The organism is Thermoflexus sp. (assembly GCF_025055495.1).
Lineage (GTDB): Bacteria > Chloroflexota > Anaerolineae > Thermoflexales > Thermoflexaceae > Thermoflexus.
Genome location: NZ_JANWXB010000093.1, coordinates 1 through 16,165, shown reverse-complemented (window position 1 = coordinate 16,165; position 16,165 = coordinate 1). Strand labels below are relative to the sequence as shown.

Annotated in this window: 15 protein-coding genes; 3 read left to right on the top strand and 12 right to left on the bottom strand. The window is 64.7% G+C overall.

Going from position 1 to position 16,165, the window contains the following annotated elements:
- The coding region (locus NZM16_RS03275; protein ID WP_295478519.1) for a ferrous iron transporter B at positions 1 to 1,425 on the bottom strand (1,425 nt) is incomplete at its 3' end.
- A gap of 252 nt (positions 1,426 to 1,677) precedes the next feature.
- Complete coding sequence (locus tag NZM16_RS03270; protein ID WP_295451015.1) at positions 1,678 to 2,592, bottom strand: DUF4349 domain-containing protein; 915 nt, start codon at positions 2,590 to 2,592, stop codon at positions 1,678 to 1,680.
- 433 nt (positions 2,593 to 3,025) lie between these two features.
- On the opposite strand from NZM16_RS03270, the gene def reads away from it, so the two are divergent.
- Positions 3,026 to 3,577, top strand: coding sequence for a peptide deformylase (gene def / locus NZM16_RS03265; protein WP_295451019.1), 552 nt, complete (start codon positions 3,026 to 3,028; stop codon positions 3,575 to 3,577).
- Between the two features lie 248 nt (positions 3,578 to 3,825).
- Complete coding sequence (gene trxB / locus NZM16_RS03260) at positions 3,826 to 4,776, top strand: thioredoxin-disulfide reductase (protein ID WP_295451022.1); 951 nt, start codon at positions 3,826 to 3,828, stop codon at positions 4,774 to 4,776.
- Between the two features lie 231 nt (positions 4,777 to 5,007).
- Here the strand turns inward: trxB and NZM16_RS03255 are convergent, their stop codons facing one another.
- The 10 genes from NZM16_RS03255 to NZM16_RS03210 form a co-directional block, all read right to left on the bottom strand.
- Positions 5,008 to 5,709 (bottom strand): nuclease-related domain-containing protein, encoded by a 702-nt coding sequence (locus NZM16_RS03255; protein ID WP_295478516.1) that lies wholly within the window; start codon positions 5,707 to 5,709, stop codon positions 5,008 to 5,010.
- 135 nt (positions 5,710 to 5,844) lie between these two features.
- Positions 5,845 to 6,156 carry a hypothetical protein gene (locus NZM16_RS03250; RefSeq protein ID WP_295451028.1) on the bottom strand — a complete coding sequence of 104 codons (312 nt, stop codon included), beginning with the start codon at positions 6,154 to 6,156 and terminating at the stop codon, positions 5,845 to 5,847.
- A 318-nt stretch (positions 6,157 to 6,474) separates the two neighbouring features.
- Complete coding sequence (gene fabF, locus NZM16_RS03245) at positions 6,475 to 7,761, bottom strand: beta-ketoacyl-ACP synthase II (protein WP_295451031.1); 1,287 nt, start codon at positions 7,759 to 7,761, stop codon at positions 6,475 to 6,477.
- 42 nt (positions 7,762 to 7,803) lie between these two features.
- A complete protein-coding gene (locus tag NZM16_RS03240; protein ID WP_366946204.1) occupies positions 7,804 to 8,865 on the bottom strand; it encodes a glucose-1-phosphate thymidylyltransferase in 1,062 nt (353 codons plus the stop codon).
- Between the two features lie 189 nt (positions 8,866 to 9,054).
- Positions 9,055 to 9,660 carry a CpsD/CapB family tyrosine-protein kinase gene (locus tag NZM16_RS03235; RefSeq protein ID WP_295451036.1) on the bottom strand — a complete coding sequence of 202 codons (606 nt, stop codon included), beginning with the start codon at positions 9,658 to 9,660 and terminating at the stop codon, positions 9,055 to 9,057.
- A gap of 22 nt (positions 9,661 to 9,682) precedes the next feature.
- Entirely contained in the window at positions 9,683 to 10,978 is a 1,296-nt protein-coding gene (locus NZM16_RS03230; RefSeq protein WP_295478513.1) for a YveK family protein, read from the bottom strand.
- A gap of 133 nt (positions 10,979 to 11,111) precedes the next feature.
- On the bottom strand, positions 11,112 to 11,792 hold the full coding sequence (locus tag NZM16_RS03225) for a hypothetical protein (protein WP_295478511.1): 681 nt from the start codon (positions 11,790 to 11,792) through the stop codon (positions 11,112 to 11,114).
- 89 nt (positions 11,793 to 11,881) lie between these two features.
- Positions 11,882 to 13,027 carry a glycosyltransferase gene (locus tag NZM16_RS03220; RefSeq protein WP_295478508.1) on the bottom strand — a complete coding sequence of 382 codons (1,146 nt, stop codon included), beginning with the start codon at positions 13,025 to 13,027 and terminating at the stop codon, positions 11,882 to 11,884.
- Between the two features lie 21 nt (positions 13,028 to 13,048).
- Positions 13,049 to 13,699 (bottom strand): ribonuclease HII, encoded by a 651-nt coding sequence (locus NZM16_RS03215; protein WP_295451044.1) that lies wholly within the window; start codon positions 13,697 to 13,699, stop codon positions 13,049 to 13,051.
- The gene (locus NZM16_RS03210; protein WP_295478505.1) at positions 13,653 to 14,414 is read right to left on the bottom strand and encodes a dolichyl-phosphate beta-glucosyltransferase; all 762 of its coding nucleotides are present in this window, start codon (positions 14,412 to 14,414) and stop codon (positions 13,653 to 13,655) included. Before NZM16_RS03210 ends, NZM16_RS03215 begins: the two co-directional genes overlap by 47 nt.
- 358 nt (positions 14,415 to 14,772) lie before the next feature.
- Between NZM16_RS03210 and NZM16_RS03205 the strand changes: the two genes are divergently transcribed.
- Entirely contained in the window at positions 14,773 to 15,291 is a 519-nt protein-coding gene (locus tag NZM16_RS03205) for a bifunctional nuclease family protein (protein WP_295451050.1), read from the top strand.
- Positions 15,292 to 16,165: the final 874 nt, after the last annotated feature.

Here is a 16,165-nt window from a genome sequence, read left to right as displayed (position 1 = left end):
CAGCACCGCTGCCACAATCCCCAGCCAGATCCCCAGCGCCGCGGGACCAGCCATCGCGATCATCCCGAAGATCACCCCCAGCTGGGCGGAGCACGGGACCGCCAGCGCGAGCAACAGTGTCACTAGCACCCGCTCCTTTCGGGTGTGCAGCACCCGCGTGGTCATTGTCGCCATGGTCACACAGCCCAGCCCCAGCACCAGGGGAAGGACGGCGCGTCCGTTCAGCCCCATGGCCTTGAAGGGGCGATTGAGCATGGCCGCCAGGCGAGGGAGATAGCCGGAATCCTCCATGAGGCTGAACACCAGGAAGAAGGTGCTCACGATGGGCAACACGATGGCCAGGCCGTAGGTCAAGGCCATCGAGATCTGGCCATACGGTCCGAACAGGAAATCCCGAACCAGCGGCCAGGGGATCCAGCGTTCGGCCAGGGCGGTGATCCAGGGGAGCAGCCAGATCCCAAAGACGGTTTCCTCCAGAAAGCCCACCAGCGTCTGGGCGCCGAAGATGCCCACAAACTGATAAGTGGCCCAGAGGACCAGCGCGATGATCAGCCAGCCTGCAACCGGATGAAGGGTGAAGGCGTCCAGCTGCCGCTGGAGTCGTGCCCACGAGCCGGCCGCATGAGGTTTCCGCCGCACCAGGTCCTTCAACAGTTCCTCCGCCCAGCGGTGCCGCTGGCGCGCCAGGACGTAAGGGAGCGGACGTCCGTAATGGGCCTCCAGATTCCGGCGCAACGCCGCGGCCTCCTCCCGCAGTGCTTCATCGGGGATCTGCTGAAGGATCAGGGGGTCGTGGAGGAGCATCCCCAGCGCCTGATAGCGACGGCCCGGGCCGGGGGGCAGGTGCGCCTCCAGTCGCTGAAGCGCCTCCTCCAACGGCGGATCGTAGGTGGGCCGAACCCGGGGAACGCGGGCCTCGGGGATCAGGGCCCGCAGACGATCCAGCCCCTGCCCGGATACCGCCACCGTGGCGACGACCGGAACGCCCAGACGAGCGGCCAGGCCCTCCAGATCGATTTCCACTCCCTCCGCCTGCGCCTCATCCATCAGGTTCAGGTCCAGAACCATCGGAACCTCCAGTTCCGCGAGCTGGAGGGTAAGGAGAAGCGCCTGGCGAAGCTGGCGAGCATCTGCCACCTGGATGACCGCCTGCGGCTGGGCTGTGAGCAACACCGCCTGGGTGATCTGCTCCTCCGCCGAAAGCGGGAAAAGGCTTCGAGTCCCCGGCGTATCCAGGAGCGGGCCCCCATCGGGGAGACGGCCCATCAGGAGATCTACTGTGGTCCCCGGATAGTTCGAGACCGTGGCGTAGCGGCCGGTCAGTCGGAAAAAGAGGGCCGACTTCCCGACATTCGGCGGCCCCACTAGCACCACAGGTCGCTGGGCCTCCGCTGCGGTTCGGGCCAGCTCTTGCGGGGGATGCATCGCAGCATCTCCTGGGCAGGATATTTTTCAAAATTTTTCTAATTTTTCTGAAAATCTACTCCACCCTTTCGAGAAGGAGTAGTGAGGATCCTCACCTGGAATGCTAACAAACTTCAGGCTTCCACGGGCTCAGCGAGGAGGATGTCCAACTTCCAGCTCCCTGCCGCGAGGGCAAGGAGCGACGACGGCGAAGAAATTGGCGCACGCGAGAAAGAAGCGCAGGATAGTCCCTCCCTCAGGTCCGATCCCACCCTACCCGATCCGACGGCGATTCCGGAACCGGTAAGCCATGAAGGCGATCACCCCAGCCGGAAGCATAAAAGGGCCTCCTAACACCAGAACCCAAATACTGAAATCCACCAGGGCCCGCAACAGGATCCCCAGCACCCCGGTGGCCTCGCGGAATGTTTCCCCCGGATCCCACACAACGGGCGTCGGCGTGGGGGTCAAGGTCGGCGTGGGGCGCAGGGGTTCCAGGATGACCGTGATCAGCGAGTAGGTGGAGCGCCCTTTCAGGAAGTTCATGCGGCCTTTCACCTGGGCGATCTCCCCTTCCAGCTCCCGCAACCGCGCTTCCACCTGGAGGGCCTCCTCCACGGACTTCGCCTCTTTTAGGAACTCCCGGAGCCGGGCCGCTGCCGCCTCCAGGTTGGCCAGCCGGGCCTCCAGATCCACATATTCCTGGCTGACATCCTGGCCCGAAGTGTTCTCATCCGCCACCTTCGTCGCAATGCGCCGCAACCGGCCCAGCGCCTCCTCAAACCGCTCCGAGGGCACGGCAAACGTCAGGCTGGCATATTTTTCCTCGTCCTGGAACCAGGTGCGACTGTTCAGGATGTAGCCGCCCATATCGGCCACCAGTCCCTCGATGCGGGTGAGGGCCTCATCGACGCTGGAGACCAAGAGGCGCATCTCGGCGTTTTTGATGATCATGCGGACGGCGGGATTGGGGATCCCTCCGGGAGGATTTACGGCGACGGCCACCGGCGTGGCGGGAGGTGCCCCTTTCAGCGCCCGCGCGTCCTCCGCCTGCGGGCCGCCGGCGCTTTTGATCTGAGGTTGAACAGCCTCCGGCGCTTGAGACATCTCCCCAGGGATCGGGCGCGCGACCGGCGCACATGCGACGAGAAGCATTCCGAGGATGATCCCGACGAAGAGCGGGCGCATGAGAACCTCCTTCCGGCTGATCTCACAGGAAAGACGTCAAACAGCAAGCCGGCGTTCCCCCGGCAAGGGACACGCCTCCGGATCCGCTCTATCGGGAGTCACCGAAGGGGTTGTCCGACACAGCAGCGTTTAATGACCATGATGGCCCCTTCCCCGGCATCCCCTGATGGGCAGCCTCGCCCGCCCATCAAGTCCAGCTACAGGCGGGGGATTTGACGAACCGAAGCCAGTCTGGAAGGGGATAGCCCCTGGCCTCCCGCATCACTCCCGAAAACCCCCAACTGAAAAATGGACAAAGCAAAGCATGGTGGTCGACTAAGCGAGATCCCTCTAAAATCAATAGAAGTCAGACACCTGATCTCCTGCCCTCGTGTCACCATTTGAGGGGCGAACGCATCGAATTTTTAAGGGGCAAAAGAGGAGGGATCCACCCATGGCGGTGCGACCGATTGTCATGGCGGATCGACCGATCCTGCGACGGAAGGCGGAGCCTGTCCTGCGGATCACGCCGGCCCTCCGCCGCCTGATCGACGATATGGTGGAGACCATGCGAGCGGCGGAAGGGATCGGCCTGGCCGCGCCCCAGATCGGGGAATCCCTCCGCGTGATCGTCGTGGAGGTCCCGGAGGACGAGGAGGTGCCCGGGAGCGGGATCCTGCATGTCGTCATCAACCCAGAGATCGTGGAAGCCTCCCCGGAGATTGTAGAGGGAGTGGAGGGCTGCCTCTCCATTCCCGGGTGGTATGGCTGGGTTCCCCGTCATCGATGGGTGACCGTGCGGGGCCTCAACCGGGATGGGCGGCGGGTTCGGATCCGGGCGGAAGGCCTGGTGGCCCGCGTGTTCCAGCATGAGATCGATCATCTGGACGGGGTGCTCTTCCCGGACCGGATTCAGGATCCCACCCGCATCTGGCGCGTCCAGCCCGCCCGGGAGGCCGTCCCGGAGCCCGTGTCAGCCGGCCTCTCCTCCGGCTTACGCGATTGAGCGGAGAAACGTCTCTCCGAGGATGGTCGAGCCGCCACCTCCGGATTGAGGAGAAGGATCCCCTTGCGGCGCAAAGGATTCGGACGGGCCTTCAGTGGTTTGGAAGGGCTATCTTGGGCGACTTCCGAGCTCTACCGCAGGTTTGGGGAGGGAGGGACCTGGCTCGCATCCCTCCTGAAGGCCCTTGGATCGGGCTGGCTGCCTGAAGTTACTCATGGCATAAACCCCCATACAGGAGGGAAGTTCGAATGGAGAACCTGATCATCCTGGGCGCCGGGCCGGCCGGGTTAACGGCGGCCCTCTACGCGGCGCGGGCGAATCTCTCGCCGCTGGTCATCACCGGCAACAGCGTCGGCGGTCAGATCGCCACCACAGATGTGGTGGAGAACTTCCCCGGCTTTCCGGAGCCCATCGGCGGCGCGGAACTGGCGGAGCGTATGAAGCAACAGGCGGAACGCTTCGGCGCCCGCTTTGAGTTCGATGAGGCGATCGAGGTCGATTTCCGGCGTCATCCCTTCCGGGTGCGCACGTATGGTGAGGAATACGAGGCTAAGGCGGTGATCGTGGCCACCGGAGCCACCCCTCGCCGTCTGAATGTCCCCGGCGAGCAGGAGTTCTGGGGACGGGGTGTCTCCGTGTGCGCCACCTGCGATGGCTTCTTTTTCATGGACAAAGAGGTCGTGGTGGTGGGCGGGGGCGATAGCGCCTTCCAGGAAGGGCTGTTCCTCACCCGCTACGCGCGGAAGGTCACCATCATCCACCGGCGGGATCAATTCCGCGCCCAGCCCATCTTGCAGGAGCGCGCGCGGAACAACCCGAAGATCGCCTTCCTGACGAACACCATCGTCACAACCATCCTGGGCGACGGCAAGGTGCGGGGGGTGCGGCTGAGGAACGTGAAGACAGGGGAAGAATGGGAATTCCCTACGGATGGTGTATTCATCTTCATCGGTTATGAGCCCAACACCACGCTGTTCCGCGGACAGCTGGAAATGGACGAGGCAGGCTACATCAAAGTCAACGAGCGGCTGCACACCAGCGTTCCCGGCGTCTTCGCCGCCGGCGAGGTGCATGACCGATGGTTCCGACAGGCCATCACCTCGGCCGGGTTCGGGGCCATGGCCGCGATGGAGGCGGAGAAGTTCCTGGCCGAGCTGGAGCACCGGGGCTATCCCGCCCTGGCCTCCGCGGCCGAATAGCTCCTTTGAAATCCGGCATCCCCCCAGGCCCTTCGGGCTTGGGGGATCTCATGGAGTTACACAGCGGAGAGCCCGCTGTGGAGAACGGGATCGCTCCATCCCCTCGATCCTCTCTCCCCACCGCCTGAAGGGCCGTGGGGAGAGAGGAATAAAGCCTTTTGGGGGCGGAGATCGGCCCCTCCCGAAGGGGAAAATATCTCCGGCGGCCCGATCGAGCCTCCGAACTCCTCCTTACCCCTCCGAATCCGGCGCCGGGAGGATCCGCCACAACGCCTCCTGAAGATCCCGGGGGAGGGTTCCTTGCCGCGCCTCCTTCCGTAGCCACTCCTTCAGTTTGCGCCCGTGAACGACCGGGATGCTGCAGCCCTCGACATCCAGACGAGCTTCTGGATGGGTAAAGACAATGACCGGCTGGATGGGGATCTCACCCCTATCCAGATGGCGGGCGAAATAGCGGCGAAGGGCTTCCGCCTCCAGCTGCGCTTCCCGGGTCGGGTTCCCCAGGGTATCCTGGGCCATCCAGCGCAGGAAGCGCCGAAGGGGCCCCATCGGCTGGGACCACCGGTCGTTCCGGCAGCGGATCTCCCCGCGCTGCCATTTGACGACAAACGTCCGCACCCCATCCGGGCCGATCAGGACGTGAGCGGCAGGGAGCATGTAGTGATAGAGGACATATCGATCATCTAAGCCCTTGAGGGCCTGGGTCAGCGCCGCCTCCGGCCGGTCCGGGCGCACGAAGCGATGGATGTAATAAATCCCGATTTGGGTCAGCCCAAAACCCACGAAAAAGGCAAGGACCGGGATGAGCGCGAGCTGGGGATACAGCAGGGAAGTCACCAGCCCGAGGATCAGGATGATGTAGCCGATCGGGAAGGCCCAGTTGCCGATGGTCGCCCGGCGCCGGATATATGCCTCGTTGCGCACGACTTTCATAGGCTTTCAATCCTCCCGGACAGTGCGTTTTGTTTCCTTCCTCCCCATAGCCAATTGGTCGCGAAAAGGAGGAAGAAAAAGCAGCGCAGCTCGCCTTCGATGACCCCCTAGGGGGAGCTCGAGATCGAATCGCCCTCACGCGCCTTGCAACTGATGATATTCCTCGGGGCTCAGGAAGCGCCCCCCTTCAATGGTCCGTTCCACCACACGGTAATGGTCGTCCAGATGAACCTCCGCCCGCATCAGCTGGAAGCAGCGGTTATCCATGATCTCCTTGATCAACACGTAACCGGTTCCCGATTCGTGGGGGTTTAGGTCATACCGGCGATCCGCCCGGACGGAAACAGGAGCCCCGCATCGCCCGCATTGCACATACAGCCAGATCGCATCGGGATCGGGTTCCGGGATCCCCCTTCCCAGAAGCTCTCGAATCCTGCGCCAGATCATCTTGAAATCCCCCTTTCCGGGACGTGGGGTTAGGGATGAAGGAATTAAGGATCGCGATTCACACCCAGCCAGGACTACGCCCTCTCCGCGTGAGCGCGAAGCGGGGTGCCTTCAGCGTCCGGCTCCGCCCCCAGAGCTCCCGAGGGGGGAATGAGCAACACAATCCCTCCCTTACCTTCCCCCCGCACGCCCTGATCGCACCGGAGAAAAGGGCGTCTATTTCTCGTGGGATGCGGGCCGCCGAGGATGGCCCGCCCTTCATGAGAAATTCTGCAGGGATCGCACGACCCAGAGAGGGAATGTTGGATCGCAGCCCCGCTATCCTCCGGTGATGGGGGCTTCCCCTCCGTCTTCTTCCCATCGCCCGAGGACCAGCGCGACGTTGTGCCCCCCAAACCCAAAAGCGTTCACCAGCGCCCGACGCACCCCCGCTTTGCGGGCCACGTTGGGAACATAATCCAGATCGCACTCGGGATCCGGCGTCTCGTAGTTGATGGTGGGATGGATGATCTGGTGAACCAGCGTCAGCGCTGTGGCGATGGCGCCCAGAGCCCCTGCCGCGCCCATCGTATGGCCGATCATGGACTTGGTGGCGCTGATGGGGATCCGGTAGGCCGTTTCCCCAAACACCTGTTTGATGGCCATCGTCTCAATCGGATCGTTCAAACGGGTGGAGGTTCCGTGGGCGTTGATGTAGTCGATCTCCTCGGGCCCGATCCTCGCATCCTGGAGCGCCCAGCGCATGGCGCGGGCCGCCCCTGCCCCATCCGGCTCAGGCGCCGCCGCGTGATGGGCGTCGGCCGCGTTCCCGTAGCCCAGGACCTCCGCATAGATCCGGGCCCCCCGGGCGCGAGCGTGGGAAAGCCGTTCCAGCACCAGAATCCCCGCGCCCTCGGCGTAAACGAATCCATTCCGATGGGCATCGAAGGGGCGGCTGGCCCGCTCCGGCTCCTCGTTCCGGGTGGAAAGGGCCCGCATCGCCGCGAAGCCGGCGATGGCGAAATCCGTGATCAGCGCCTCCACCCCGCCGCAGATCGCGATATCGGCAATCCCCCGACGGATCCACTCCGCCGCCTCGCCGATGGCCTGGGCGCCGGTAGCGCAGGCGGCGGCTACGGTAGCGATCGGGCCCTTCGCCCCAAAGTAGACGCTCACGTGATGGCTCGGCATATTCGGGATCGAAGCCACGAGGGCGAAGGGGCTCACCCGCGCCAGCCCCTGGGTGCGGAAGATCTGGATCTGGCGGTCCGCCACCTCATAGCCTCCCATCCCTACCCCGATCAGCGTCCCCACCCGTTCGGGATCCGGGAAGCCATCGAATCCAGCGTCCCGAACCGCTTCCAACGCCGCCACGACGGCGAACTGAGAACAGCGGGCCATGCGGCGGGCCTCTTTCGGGGAGAGGGCGATGGTCGGATCAAAGCCCTTCACTTCGCCGGCGATCCGGACCGGGAGCCCCGAGGCGTCAAACTGGGTGATCGGGCCGATGCCCGAGCGGCCGGCGATTAAGCCCTCCCAGAACGCCCCGACGTTCAGGCCAAGGGGGGAAAGCGCCCCCATCCCGGTGATCACCACCCGTTGGGTTTCCGGACGTGAAACCTGCATCGGTCTCATCCGAGAGGATGGATAACGAGTTCGGAACTCTGCTCAGACGATCCCTACCTGGCTATAGTCCCCTAAGGTGAATTTATACGCCTTCGGCTTCATCGGCGAGTGGGCGATCACCACGCGGCGGCCGATCAGGCTGTCCGCGATCCGCGGGATGTCCTCGATGCGGCAGTGCTCCAGCACGATGCTGTGCTCGATCTCGCTGTTGATGATCTCGCAGTGATGATAGATGCTGGTGAAGGGGCCGATGTAGCTGTTCACCACCCGGGTGTGTTCCCCGATGATCGCCGGGCCGCGGACCCGACTGTTGATGATTTCCGCGCCCCTCTCGATGATCACCTTCCCCTCCAGCACCGAATCCCGATCCACATACCCCTCCACCCGCGGCTCCAGCTCCTCCAGCACCAGGCTGTTGGCAGCGAGCATATCGATCGGCTTCCCGGTGTCAATCCACCACCCGGTGTGGATGTAGGGGTAAACCATGTAGCCCTTCTCCACCAGGTATTGAATGGCGTCCGTGATCTCCAGCTCGCCCCGCCAGCTGGGGCGGATGGCCTCCACCGCCTCAAAGATCGGCGGCCGGAAGAGATAGATCCCCACCAGCGCCAGATTGCTGCGCGGCTCCCGGGGCTTTTCCACCAGCCGCACGATGCGGCCGTTCTCCAGTTCCGCCACCCCATAGTGCTGAGGGTCGGGGACTTCCTTCAAGACGATCTGGGCATCGTAGTTGCTCTCCAGAAACATCCGCACCAGATGACGAATCCCTCCTTGGATCACATTGTCACCCAGGAACATCACGAAGGGCGTGTCTCCCAGGTAGCCCCGGGCGATTTTCACCGCATGGGCCAGGCCCAGCGGCGCCTCCTGACGGATATAGGTCACCTTCACCCCCCAGCGGCTCCCATCCCCCACCGCCGCCATCACCTCGGGGGCCGTATCCCCAACCACGATCCCGATGTCGATGATGCCCGCGTCTCTTACGGTTTCGATGACCCGGAAGAGGACCGGCTTGTTGGCGATGGGGATCAGCTGCTTGGCGCTGGTGAAGGTCAGGGGATAGAGCCGGGTCCCCTTCCCTCCGCTCAGGATCAGCGCTTTGATCGACGTCATCCTCCTCCCTCCCACATGGGATTCCCACTTGCTGGTGGAGGGGGTGAGAGATCCAGCGGCGAAGCCAACCGCCCCTCACCCCCCAAACCCTCATGCCGCAAACGGGTGGTGCCTATTCGCAAAACGCCTCCCTTTCCGCTACGGCCAGTTACGCGATGGGCCACTTCTTCCCAAACCGTCCTACGCCCGCCAGAGGATCACCCCCAGGACCGTCGCATGGACCCGTTCCAGGGCCTCGCGGGCCTGGAGCAGATGGGCCCGATGGGTGCGGCGGACACGAGCGATGAGGAGGGCTCCATCGCTGTGCTCCGCCAGCTCCAGGGTCCAGCTGGCGGTTTGCGCAGGAGGGGAATAAATCAGGATCCGCTCCGCTCGTCGCCGGAGCGCCTGAAGGAGTTCCCCAACCTTTCGGGAGCTGGGAGGGCGTGGATCCGAGCCCGGCGCGCCGGCAGGCAACAAACTCAACCCGGGGATCCCGGTCTCCGCTAAGGCCGCATCGATGGGGCTTCCCATCCCGGCCAGCAGCGCGCGGAGCCCGGGCGAAGGGGAAACCCTCAGGGCCTCGTGAAGCTGGGGCCGTTCCAGATCCGCATCCACCAGCAGGGTTTGCCGACCCGCCTCCGCAAAAGCGAGGCCCAGATCCAGCGCTACTTCCGCGGCAGCCTCCCCAGGGGACGCCGGGATCAGGAGCAGGACCTGAAGCGGATGCTCCAGTCGCAACGCCTCCAGGTTGGCTCGCAGGATCCGGCAGGCTTCGGTCGCCATCGGCCAGGATCGGGGGTCCATACCGGCTTCTGTCACTGGGAGGTCAGGGAAGGGCTTCCGGGATCTCTTCCCGTCGCCGGGGGGCTGGAGGAGCTTCCATCCATCGGCGAAGATTCTCCACGCCCTCTTCAAAGAACAGCACGATCAGCCCAAGCAACAGCCCGGCCAGGCCGCCCAGGGCTACATTCAAACGGGTCTGCGGGCGGAACCGGGCATAGGTGGGCTCATCCACCAGCAGGGCATCGATCCGATCCTCGCGCCGGAGTTTCTCATTCTCCTTCTGCCGCCACTCCACAAACTGCTGGGCCCACCGCTTGGCGATCTGCCGGGCCAGCTCTCCATCGGGAGCGCGCACTTCCAGGCGAATCACCATGCTGCGTTCGTCCAGGGAAAGCGATATATTCCGGCGCAACTGCTCGGGGGCTATCGTCAAGCCCAGATCCTGAATCACCCGTCGCGCGGAGGGCTGGGCGGGATCGTCCCCTCCGTAGACGCTGGAGAGGATCTGGAGATAGCTGTTCAGGAGGGTTTTAGCGGCCTGGCTCTGGCCGAAATCCGGCCGCGCCGGCTGCACCGCGATGGTCGCCACCGCCCGATACATCGGCGTCTGCAGCCGACTGTAGACAAAGGCGAGGATCGCCGCCGCCACCGGGAGGACGATGAGCGCCCATCCCCGCCGCCGCAGGAGCCGGAGGTAATACTGGAAAAGCAGCCACTGCTCTGTTGCCCGAGCCGCCCCCAGCTCCATCCAGCCGACCAGCAGGGCCAGCGTGCCTCCCAGCACCAGCCCCATCACCGCCCCGGCCGCCACGTTGAACGTTGTCTGGGGGCGGAATCGACCGGCGACCGGCTGATCGACCAGCAGCGCATCGATCTGATCCTCCTGACGCAGCGTCTGGTTCTCCGTCCGACGCCACTCCACAAACAGCTCCGCCCACGTCCGGGCGATCCGCTGGGCCGTCTCCGGATCGGAGGAGCGGACCTCCAGTTCGATCAGCAGGCTGCGCTCATCGGCCGAGAAGATCGTGTTCCGCCGCAGCTGCTCCGGCGTCATATCCAGCTGCAGGGTCTGGATCACCCGGTTGGCCGAGGGCTGATGAAGATCCCCGCCCCCATAGGCGCTGGACATGATCTGCACATAACTGCTTAAGAGGGTTTTAGCAGCCTGGCTCTGGCCGAAATCCGGCCGCGCCGGCTGCACCGCGATGATCGCCACCGCCCGATACAGCGGCGTCTGCAGCCGGCTGTAGACGAAGGCGCTCAGGGCGGTCACGACCGCCAGGATGGGGATCAGCCATCCCCACCGTCGGAGGATCCACACCAGATCCTGAAGGCTCATGGAGTTCCCCATCTTCTCCCGTTTCCGAGGTTGGCGAACCGGCGGGGCCGCTCCCGGGCATCCCGCCGCTCCGAAATCCTTTGTGATGACGAAAGGCCCCTCCCTTCCCACAGCCTGGGGAAGCCCTGCCCGATCACCTCTGCCGACGCTGGCGGATTTCCCCCAGCACCCGGAACCCCAGGCGCTCCACGTCCGTTCGATCCCAGATGCGGGGATCCATAAAGTAGGCCAGGAAGGCCAGGGTCAACCCGACCACCAAGCCCAGGGCGATCCGGAAGGGCCGTTCCAGCCGGGAGCGGAGGGAGGGCGCGGTCGGGGAAACCACCGGCGTATCCAGCGGCGTCAGCACGGCCATCCCCTCTCCGGCCTGCGGCCAGACCTGGCCAACCTCCTGGCGCGCTACCTCCACTGCCGCCCGGGCGATCGCCTCCGCCATCCCAGGATCCGGAGCGGTCACATAAAGAACCACCAGAGACCGCTGATAATCCGAAGCCAGGGCTCCCTGGACCGCGGGGGGTGGCAGAGCCAGACCCTCTGCCTGTAACCGCGCCGCCGCCCGTTCCGCAAAGTCCCGGCTTCGAACCCAGGCCGCAACGCCCGCAGCCAGGTATTCGCTGGACAGCCAGCGGTAGTAGCCTTCGTAGTCGTAGTCCCCGCGACCCTCCGGCCGGATCCCCACCGCCAGGCGGATCGAGGTTTGATAGGCGGGGGCAGGCGGGCGATCGACCCCGGCAGCGAGAAGCCCCAGCGCCGTCGGGATCAGGGCCAGCCACCCCCATCGTTTCAAAACCCGGATCCACTCTCCGAACGCCATCGCTCTCCGAGAAGATAGGGATCCAACGAGCGATCAGAGGATCCGCCTGGCGCTTAATACCCCTCGAACCCCCAGCGACGGGAGGGGGTTCACGGCAACGAAGCGCCCCATTCCGCCAGCAAGACCTGCTCCACATCCCGGCCCTGCCGGGCGGCTTCCCACGCCAGCTCAGCGATTTTCTTTATTTTTTCCTGGAACACCCGTTTGTCAAACTGCTCCGCATGGCATCGGATCGCCCGGGGATCAAAGCGCATATCCTCGAAGCGGCGCACCGCCTCCGCCAGGCTCTCCGGCGTGGGCGCATCGAAGAACACCCCGGTCAAGCCCTCCACCACCGTGTCCAGCGCCCCGCCGCCGGCGAAAGCGATCACCGGCCGCCCGGCGGCCATCGCCTCCACCGGCGCGATCCCGAAATCCTCCACCCCGGGGAAGATAAAGGCCCGACAGCGGGCGTAGAGATCGGCCAGCTGCTCCGTGGGAACCCGCCCGAGGAAGGTGATGGTCGGCCCGGCCAGCCGCTCCAGGCGCCGGCGATCCCGACCGTCCCCCACGATCACCAGGGGGCGCCGCAGCCGATTGAACGCCTCAATCGCCAGATCGATCCGCTTGTAGGGGATCAGGCGGGAGACGATCAGGAAATACTCCTCGGCTCGAGAGGAAAGATGGAAACGCTGCACCTCCACCGGGGGATGGAGAAGGATCGACGGACGTCGATAGAACTTCCGGATGCGCCGGGCCACCTCTCGCGAGATGGCGATGAAGGCATCCACCCGATCCGCGGCCATCCGATCCCAGAGCCGCAGGAGGGCGATCAGGGGCCGCAACAGGCGGCGCATCGGCCCCGGCAGGCCCTCACGGGCGATGTATTCCTCATACGCCCAGACATATCGGGTCGGCGTCAGGCAGTAACAGAGGTGAACCGTGGAGGCCCCGGTGACCACCCCATGGCAGAACCCGCTCTTGTTCGAAATCACCACGTCATACCCGGAGAGGTTCAGCCCGTCGAACGCTAGAGGATAAAAGGGAAGATAGAGCGGATGCCGCCGGTGGATGAAGGGCATGGCATCCAGCCAGGTGGTGTGGATCTCCCAGCTCCGGTAATGGGACGGCATCCGATCCCGGGCGTATATGCTGGTGTAAATGGGGGCGCCGGGAAAAGCCTCCACCAGGGCCTCCAGCACCGCTTCGGCGCCTCCCATCTGATTGAGCCAGTCATGAACCAGGGCCACGCGCATGAGCTTCCCGTTCGATTCGAGTTAGAGCAGAGAGGGCGAGCGGACCGGGGCGAAGGACCGGCGGTGGATGGGGCTGGGGCCGTGGACCTGAAGGGCCCGGCGGTGGGCCGACGTGCCATAGCCTTTGTGTCCCGCGAAGCCATATCCCGGGTAAACCCGATCCATCTCCGCCATCCATCGATCGCGGATCACCTTGGCCACGATCGAGGCCGCCGCAACCGACAGGCAGCGGGCGTCCGCCCGAACCAGGACCCGCTGGGGCAACGGAACCGGCAGGTCCAGGGCGTCCACGATCAGCACCTCAGGAGGAAGCGGCAGCGCCTCCAGGGCCCGCTGCATGGCCAGACGGGTGGCGGGGACAATCCCGAGGGCATCGATCTCCTCCGGGCCGGCCATCCCGACCCCCACTCCTCGGGCCACCTCCAGGATGACCGGGAGAAGAGCCTCCCGTTCGGACGGGGTCAGGGCCTTCGAGTCCCGCACCTCGGCCAGCCGGCGGCGCAGGATCCCGGGATCCGGCGGAAGGATCACCGCGGCCGCCACCACCGGACCGGCCCATGCGCCCCGTCCCGCCTCATCCAGACCCGCCACGTTTTGACAGCCCCGACGCCAGAAAGCCGACTCCTCAGCGAGCGTCGGCCGGGGAAGGCTCCGCCGACTCCGAGCGGGCATACCGTCCCTTCCACGCGTTCCAGCGGATCAGCAGCAGCTCGCGGAACATGTTCAGGCTGTCCCGGAAGAGCCGGACACGGCTTTCCGGGTTGAAATACCAGGTCACCGGGACTTCCACGATCCGGTAGCCGCGCAGGCGGGCGATGAACAGCACCTCCGCATCGAAGCTCATCCCGTCCAGCCGCTGGGCTCGAAAGAGGTCCTCCGCCGCCTCGGCGCGGAACATCTTGAAGCCGCACTGGGTGTCCTGGAAGCCGGGGACCGCCAGGAGGCGGACGATCAGATTGAAGACCCTGCCGATCAGATGGCGGTAAAGAGGCTCTCCGATCCGGCGGGCCCCCGGCGCCTCCCGGCTGCCGATGGCCACGTCGAAGCCGTCCAGCTGGGGCGGCAGGAACTTCACCACCTCCTCGATGGGCGTGGAAAGATCCGCGTCGCAGATGTAGCGGTAGCGTCCGCGGGCGGCCAGCATCCCCCGGCGGACAGCCCGCCCCTTCCCCCGGTGGGGGTCGCGGATCAGACGGACATAGGGGTGATCCCGCGCGAAATCCTCCACGATCTCCGCCGTTCGATCCGTGCTGCCGTTTTCGACGACGATCACCTCGGCCGGCTGTTCCCAGGACCGCAGGAAGCGGTCGATCGCCTCCAGGGTCTGGGGCAGCCGGCGCTCTTCGTTGTGCGCGGGGATGATGATGGAAAGAAGCGGCTGCTCCATCGCCTCCCTCAAAGATCCCAGGGTTCCCTCCGCTCGGCAGGAAGCAGCATACCACAGGGGATGACACGGGGACAAGCCACCTTTTCTTTCTAACCTGTCACCGCAACTTGAGGGCTGAAGCGATGGGAAAACGGCGACATGCCCTTTAGAATGCCTGAGGATCGCGCAGCGGGCTTCCTGAGGGGCCAGGCGCCGAAGGGACCCGGCCCTGGCTACTGCACCTCCAGGGGCATGACCCCCAACGCCATGACCCAGCGGGGCGATGCCGACACGGGCCGTGCGTTGCGCTTGAACTCAGTGGTATAATCGAAAGGTAAAATCTGGATGGCGTCGGTGGAATGAACAGGGGGAGGCTCCGATGATCGAAGTGGTGATTGACAGCATCCGTGCCAGCCTGATGTCCCAGCACCGGGTGATCATCCTCCGGGAGCGGGAGAGCGACCGCTATCTCCCGATCTGGATCGGCCCTTACGAAGCGGAGGCCATCAACATCGAGCTGCAACAGATCGAAGTCGCCCGTCCCCTGACCCACGATCTGCTGAAGAACGTCATCATCGAAATGGGGGGAACCGTCCTTTACGTAGTGGTCAATGACCTCCGCAATGATACCTTCTATGCCCGCATCGTGATCCAGACGGACTCCCGGCGCCTGGAGATTGATTCCCGACCCAGCGACGCCATCGCCCTTGCGGTCCGGGCCAGGGTTCCCATCTATGTAGACGAGGATGTGATGGAGCGGGCGGGAGTCAACCCGCGCGAGGAGGAAATCGAGAGCGAAACCCTCGAGAGCACCGAGGCGAAGCTGGAGGAATCCCCCTTCCGCGATCTCATCGAATCCCTCGACCTGGACGATCTGGGGGAAGCTGGAGAGGACTAAAGGATCCGACCGCCGCGGATCTTGATGGTGAACTTCGCCGGTTGCCCGGGCGATGATCTCTCCGGAGCAAGGCGCGATGGGGAAAGGCGGTCACAGCCCCTCCCCTTTCTCTCCCCTTGAGACCTTCGGGACCTTGGGGAGGAAGAACCGCCCCTGGGCTTCGATGACTTCACTCCCCGAACCTCCAGGCCCTTCGTCATGAAGGGGAAACTGAAAGGATCTCCCCTCTTGACCAGCGGCTCAAGGGGTAGCGGGAAAGAGAGGGAACGGCTTCCAGGTCACCCGCAGATGCCCGATGGTTGAGCCCTGTGTCGTGAAGCGTTTCTTGGATAACTGGGCTTTGGACGAACACGCGATTTCTTTCTCAGGGGGGTGGTGGGTGGGCGAGGCCGCCTTCGGTGGCCTCGCCCCCTCCTCAATCATTCGATTTCTCCCCTCCCCACAGCCCTTCAGGCTACAGAGAAGGGCCGGCTCTCTGGGCGGAGAAGGCTCCGGGGGCCGGGGGCGCGGCTGGCTTGTCCAAAGTCCATCCGACGAAGCTTGATAAAAGCCACCGTCGCCATCCTCTCCACTGCGCTCCTTATGGACGCGCTTCTCCCATGCGAAGTCGACCTCCTCCTTGGGGCCTTTGGGAGCGGGATTTGACCAGCTGGATTCGCCCCTTTTGTTTGGGTTGGTGGGCGCTCCGTTTTGTCCAGTTATCAACTGGGGATTTGAGGAAGCGAAGCCAGTCCGAAGGGCAACGGCCCCTTCCCCCTTTCTCCCCCCTCCCCGCGGCCCTCTGGGCCCTGGGGAGGGGAGAGAAAACATCTCTCGGGGGCGGTGCGGGGGGCCATCGGCCCCGCGCACCCCCCCCCAGAACCCCCAAAGGAAA

Bases quoted from the DNA above. Each gene is read 5' to 3' on its own strand.
- NZM16_RS03220 (WP_295478508.1), bottom strand. From the start codon at position 13,027: ATGCGCGTGGCCCTGGTTCATGACTGGCTCAATCAGATGGGAGGCGCC.
- NZM16_RS03210 (WP_295478505.1), bottom strand. From the start codon at position 14,414: ATGGAGCAGCCGCTTCTTTCCATCATCATCCCCGCGCACAACGAAGAG.
- NZM16_RS03215 (WP_295451044.1), bottom strand. From the start codon at position 13,699: ATGCCCGCTCGGAGTCGGCGGAGCCTTCCCCGGCCGACGCTCGCTGAG.
- NZM16_RS03205 (WP_295451050.1), top strand. From the start codon at position 14,773: ATGATCGAAGTGGTGATTGACAGCATCCGTGCCAGCCTGATGTCCCAG.
- NZM16_RS03230 (WP_295478513.1), bottom strand. From the start codon at position 10,978: ATGAGCCTTCAGGATCTGGTGTGGATCCTCCGACGGTGGGGATGGCTG.
- fabF (WP_295451031.1), bottom strand. From the start codon at position 7,761: ATGCAGGTTTCACGTCCGGAAACCCAACGGGTGGTGATCACCGGGATG.
- NZM16_RS03250 (WP_295451028.1), bottom strand. From the start codon at position 6,156: ATGATCTGGCGCAGGATTCGAGAGCTTCTGGGAAGGGGGATCCCGGAA.
- NZM16_RS03225 (WP_295478511.1), bottom strand. From the start codon at position 11,792: ATGGCGTTCGGAGAGTGGATCCGGGTTTTGAAACGATGGGGGTGGCTG.
- trxB (WP_295451022.1), top strand. From the start codon at position 3,826: ATGGAGAACCTGATCATCCTGGGCGCCGGGCCGGCCGGGTTAACGGCG.
- def (WP_295451019.1), top strand. From the start codon at position 3,026: ATGGCGGTGCGACCGATTGTCATGGCGGATCGACCGATCCTGCGACGG.
- NZM16_RS03270 (WP_295451015.1), bottom strand. From the start codon at position 2,592: ATGCGCCCGCTCTTCGTCGGGATCATCCTCGGAATGCTTCTCGTCGCA.
- NZM16_RS03255 (WP_295478516.1), bottom strand. From the start codon at position 5,709: ATGAAAGTCGTGCGCAACGAGGCATATATCCGGCGCCGGGCGACCATC.
- NZM16_RS03235 (WP_295451036.1), bottom strand. From the start codon at position 9,660: ATGGACCCCCGATCCTGGCCGATGGCGACCGAAGCCTGCCGGATCCTG.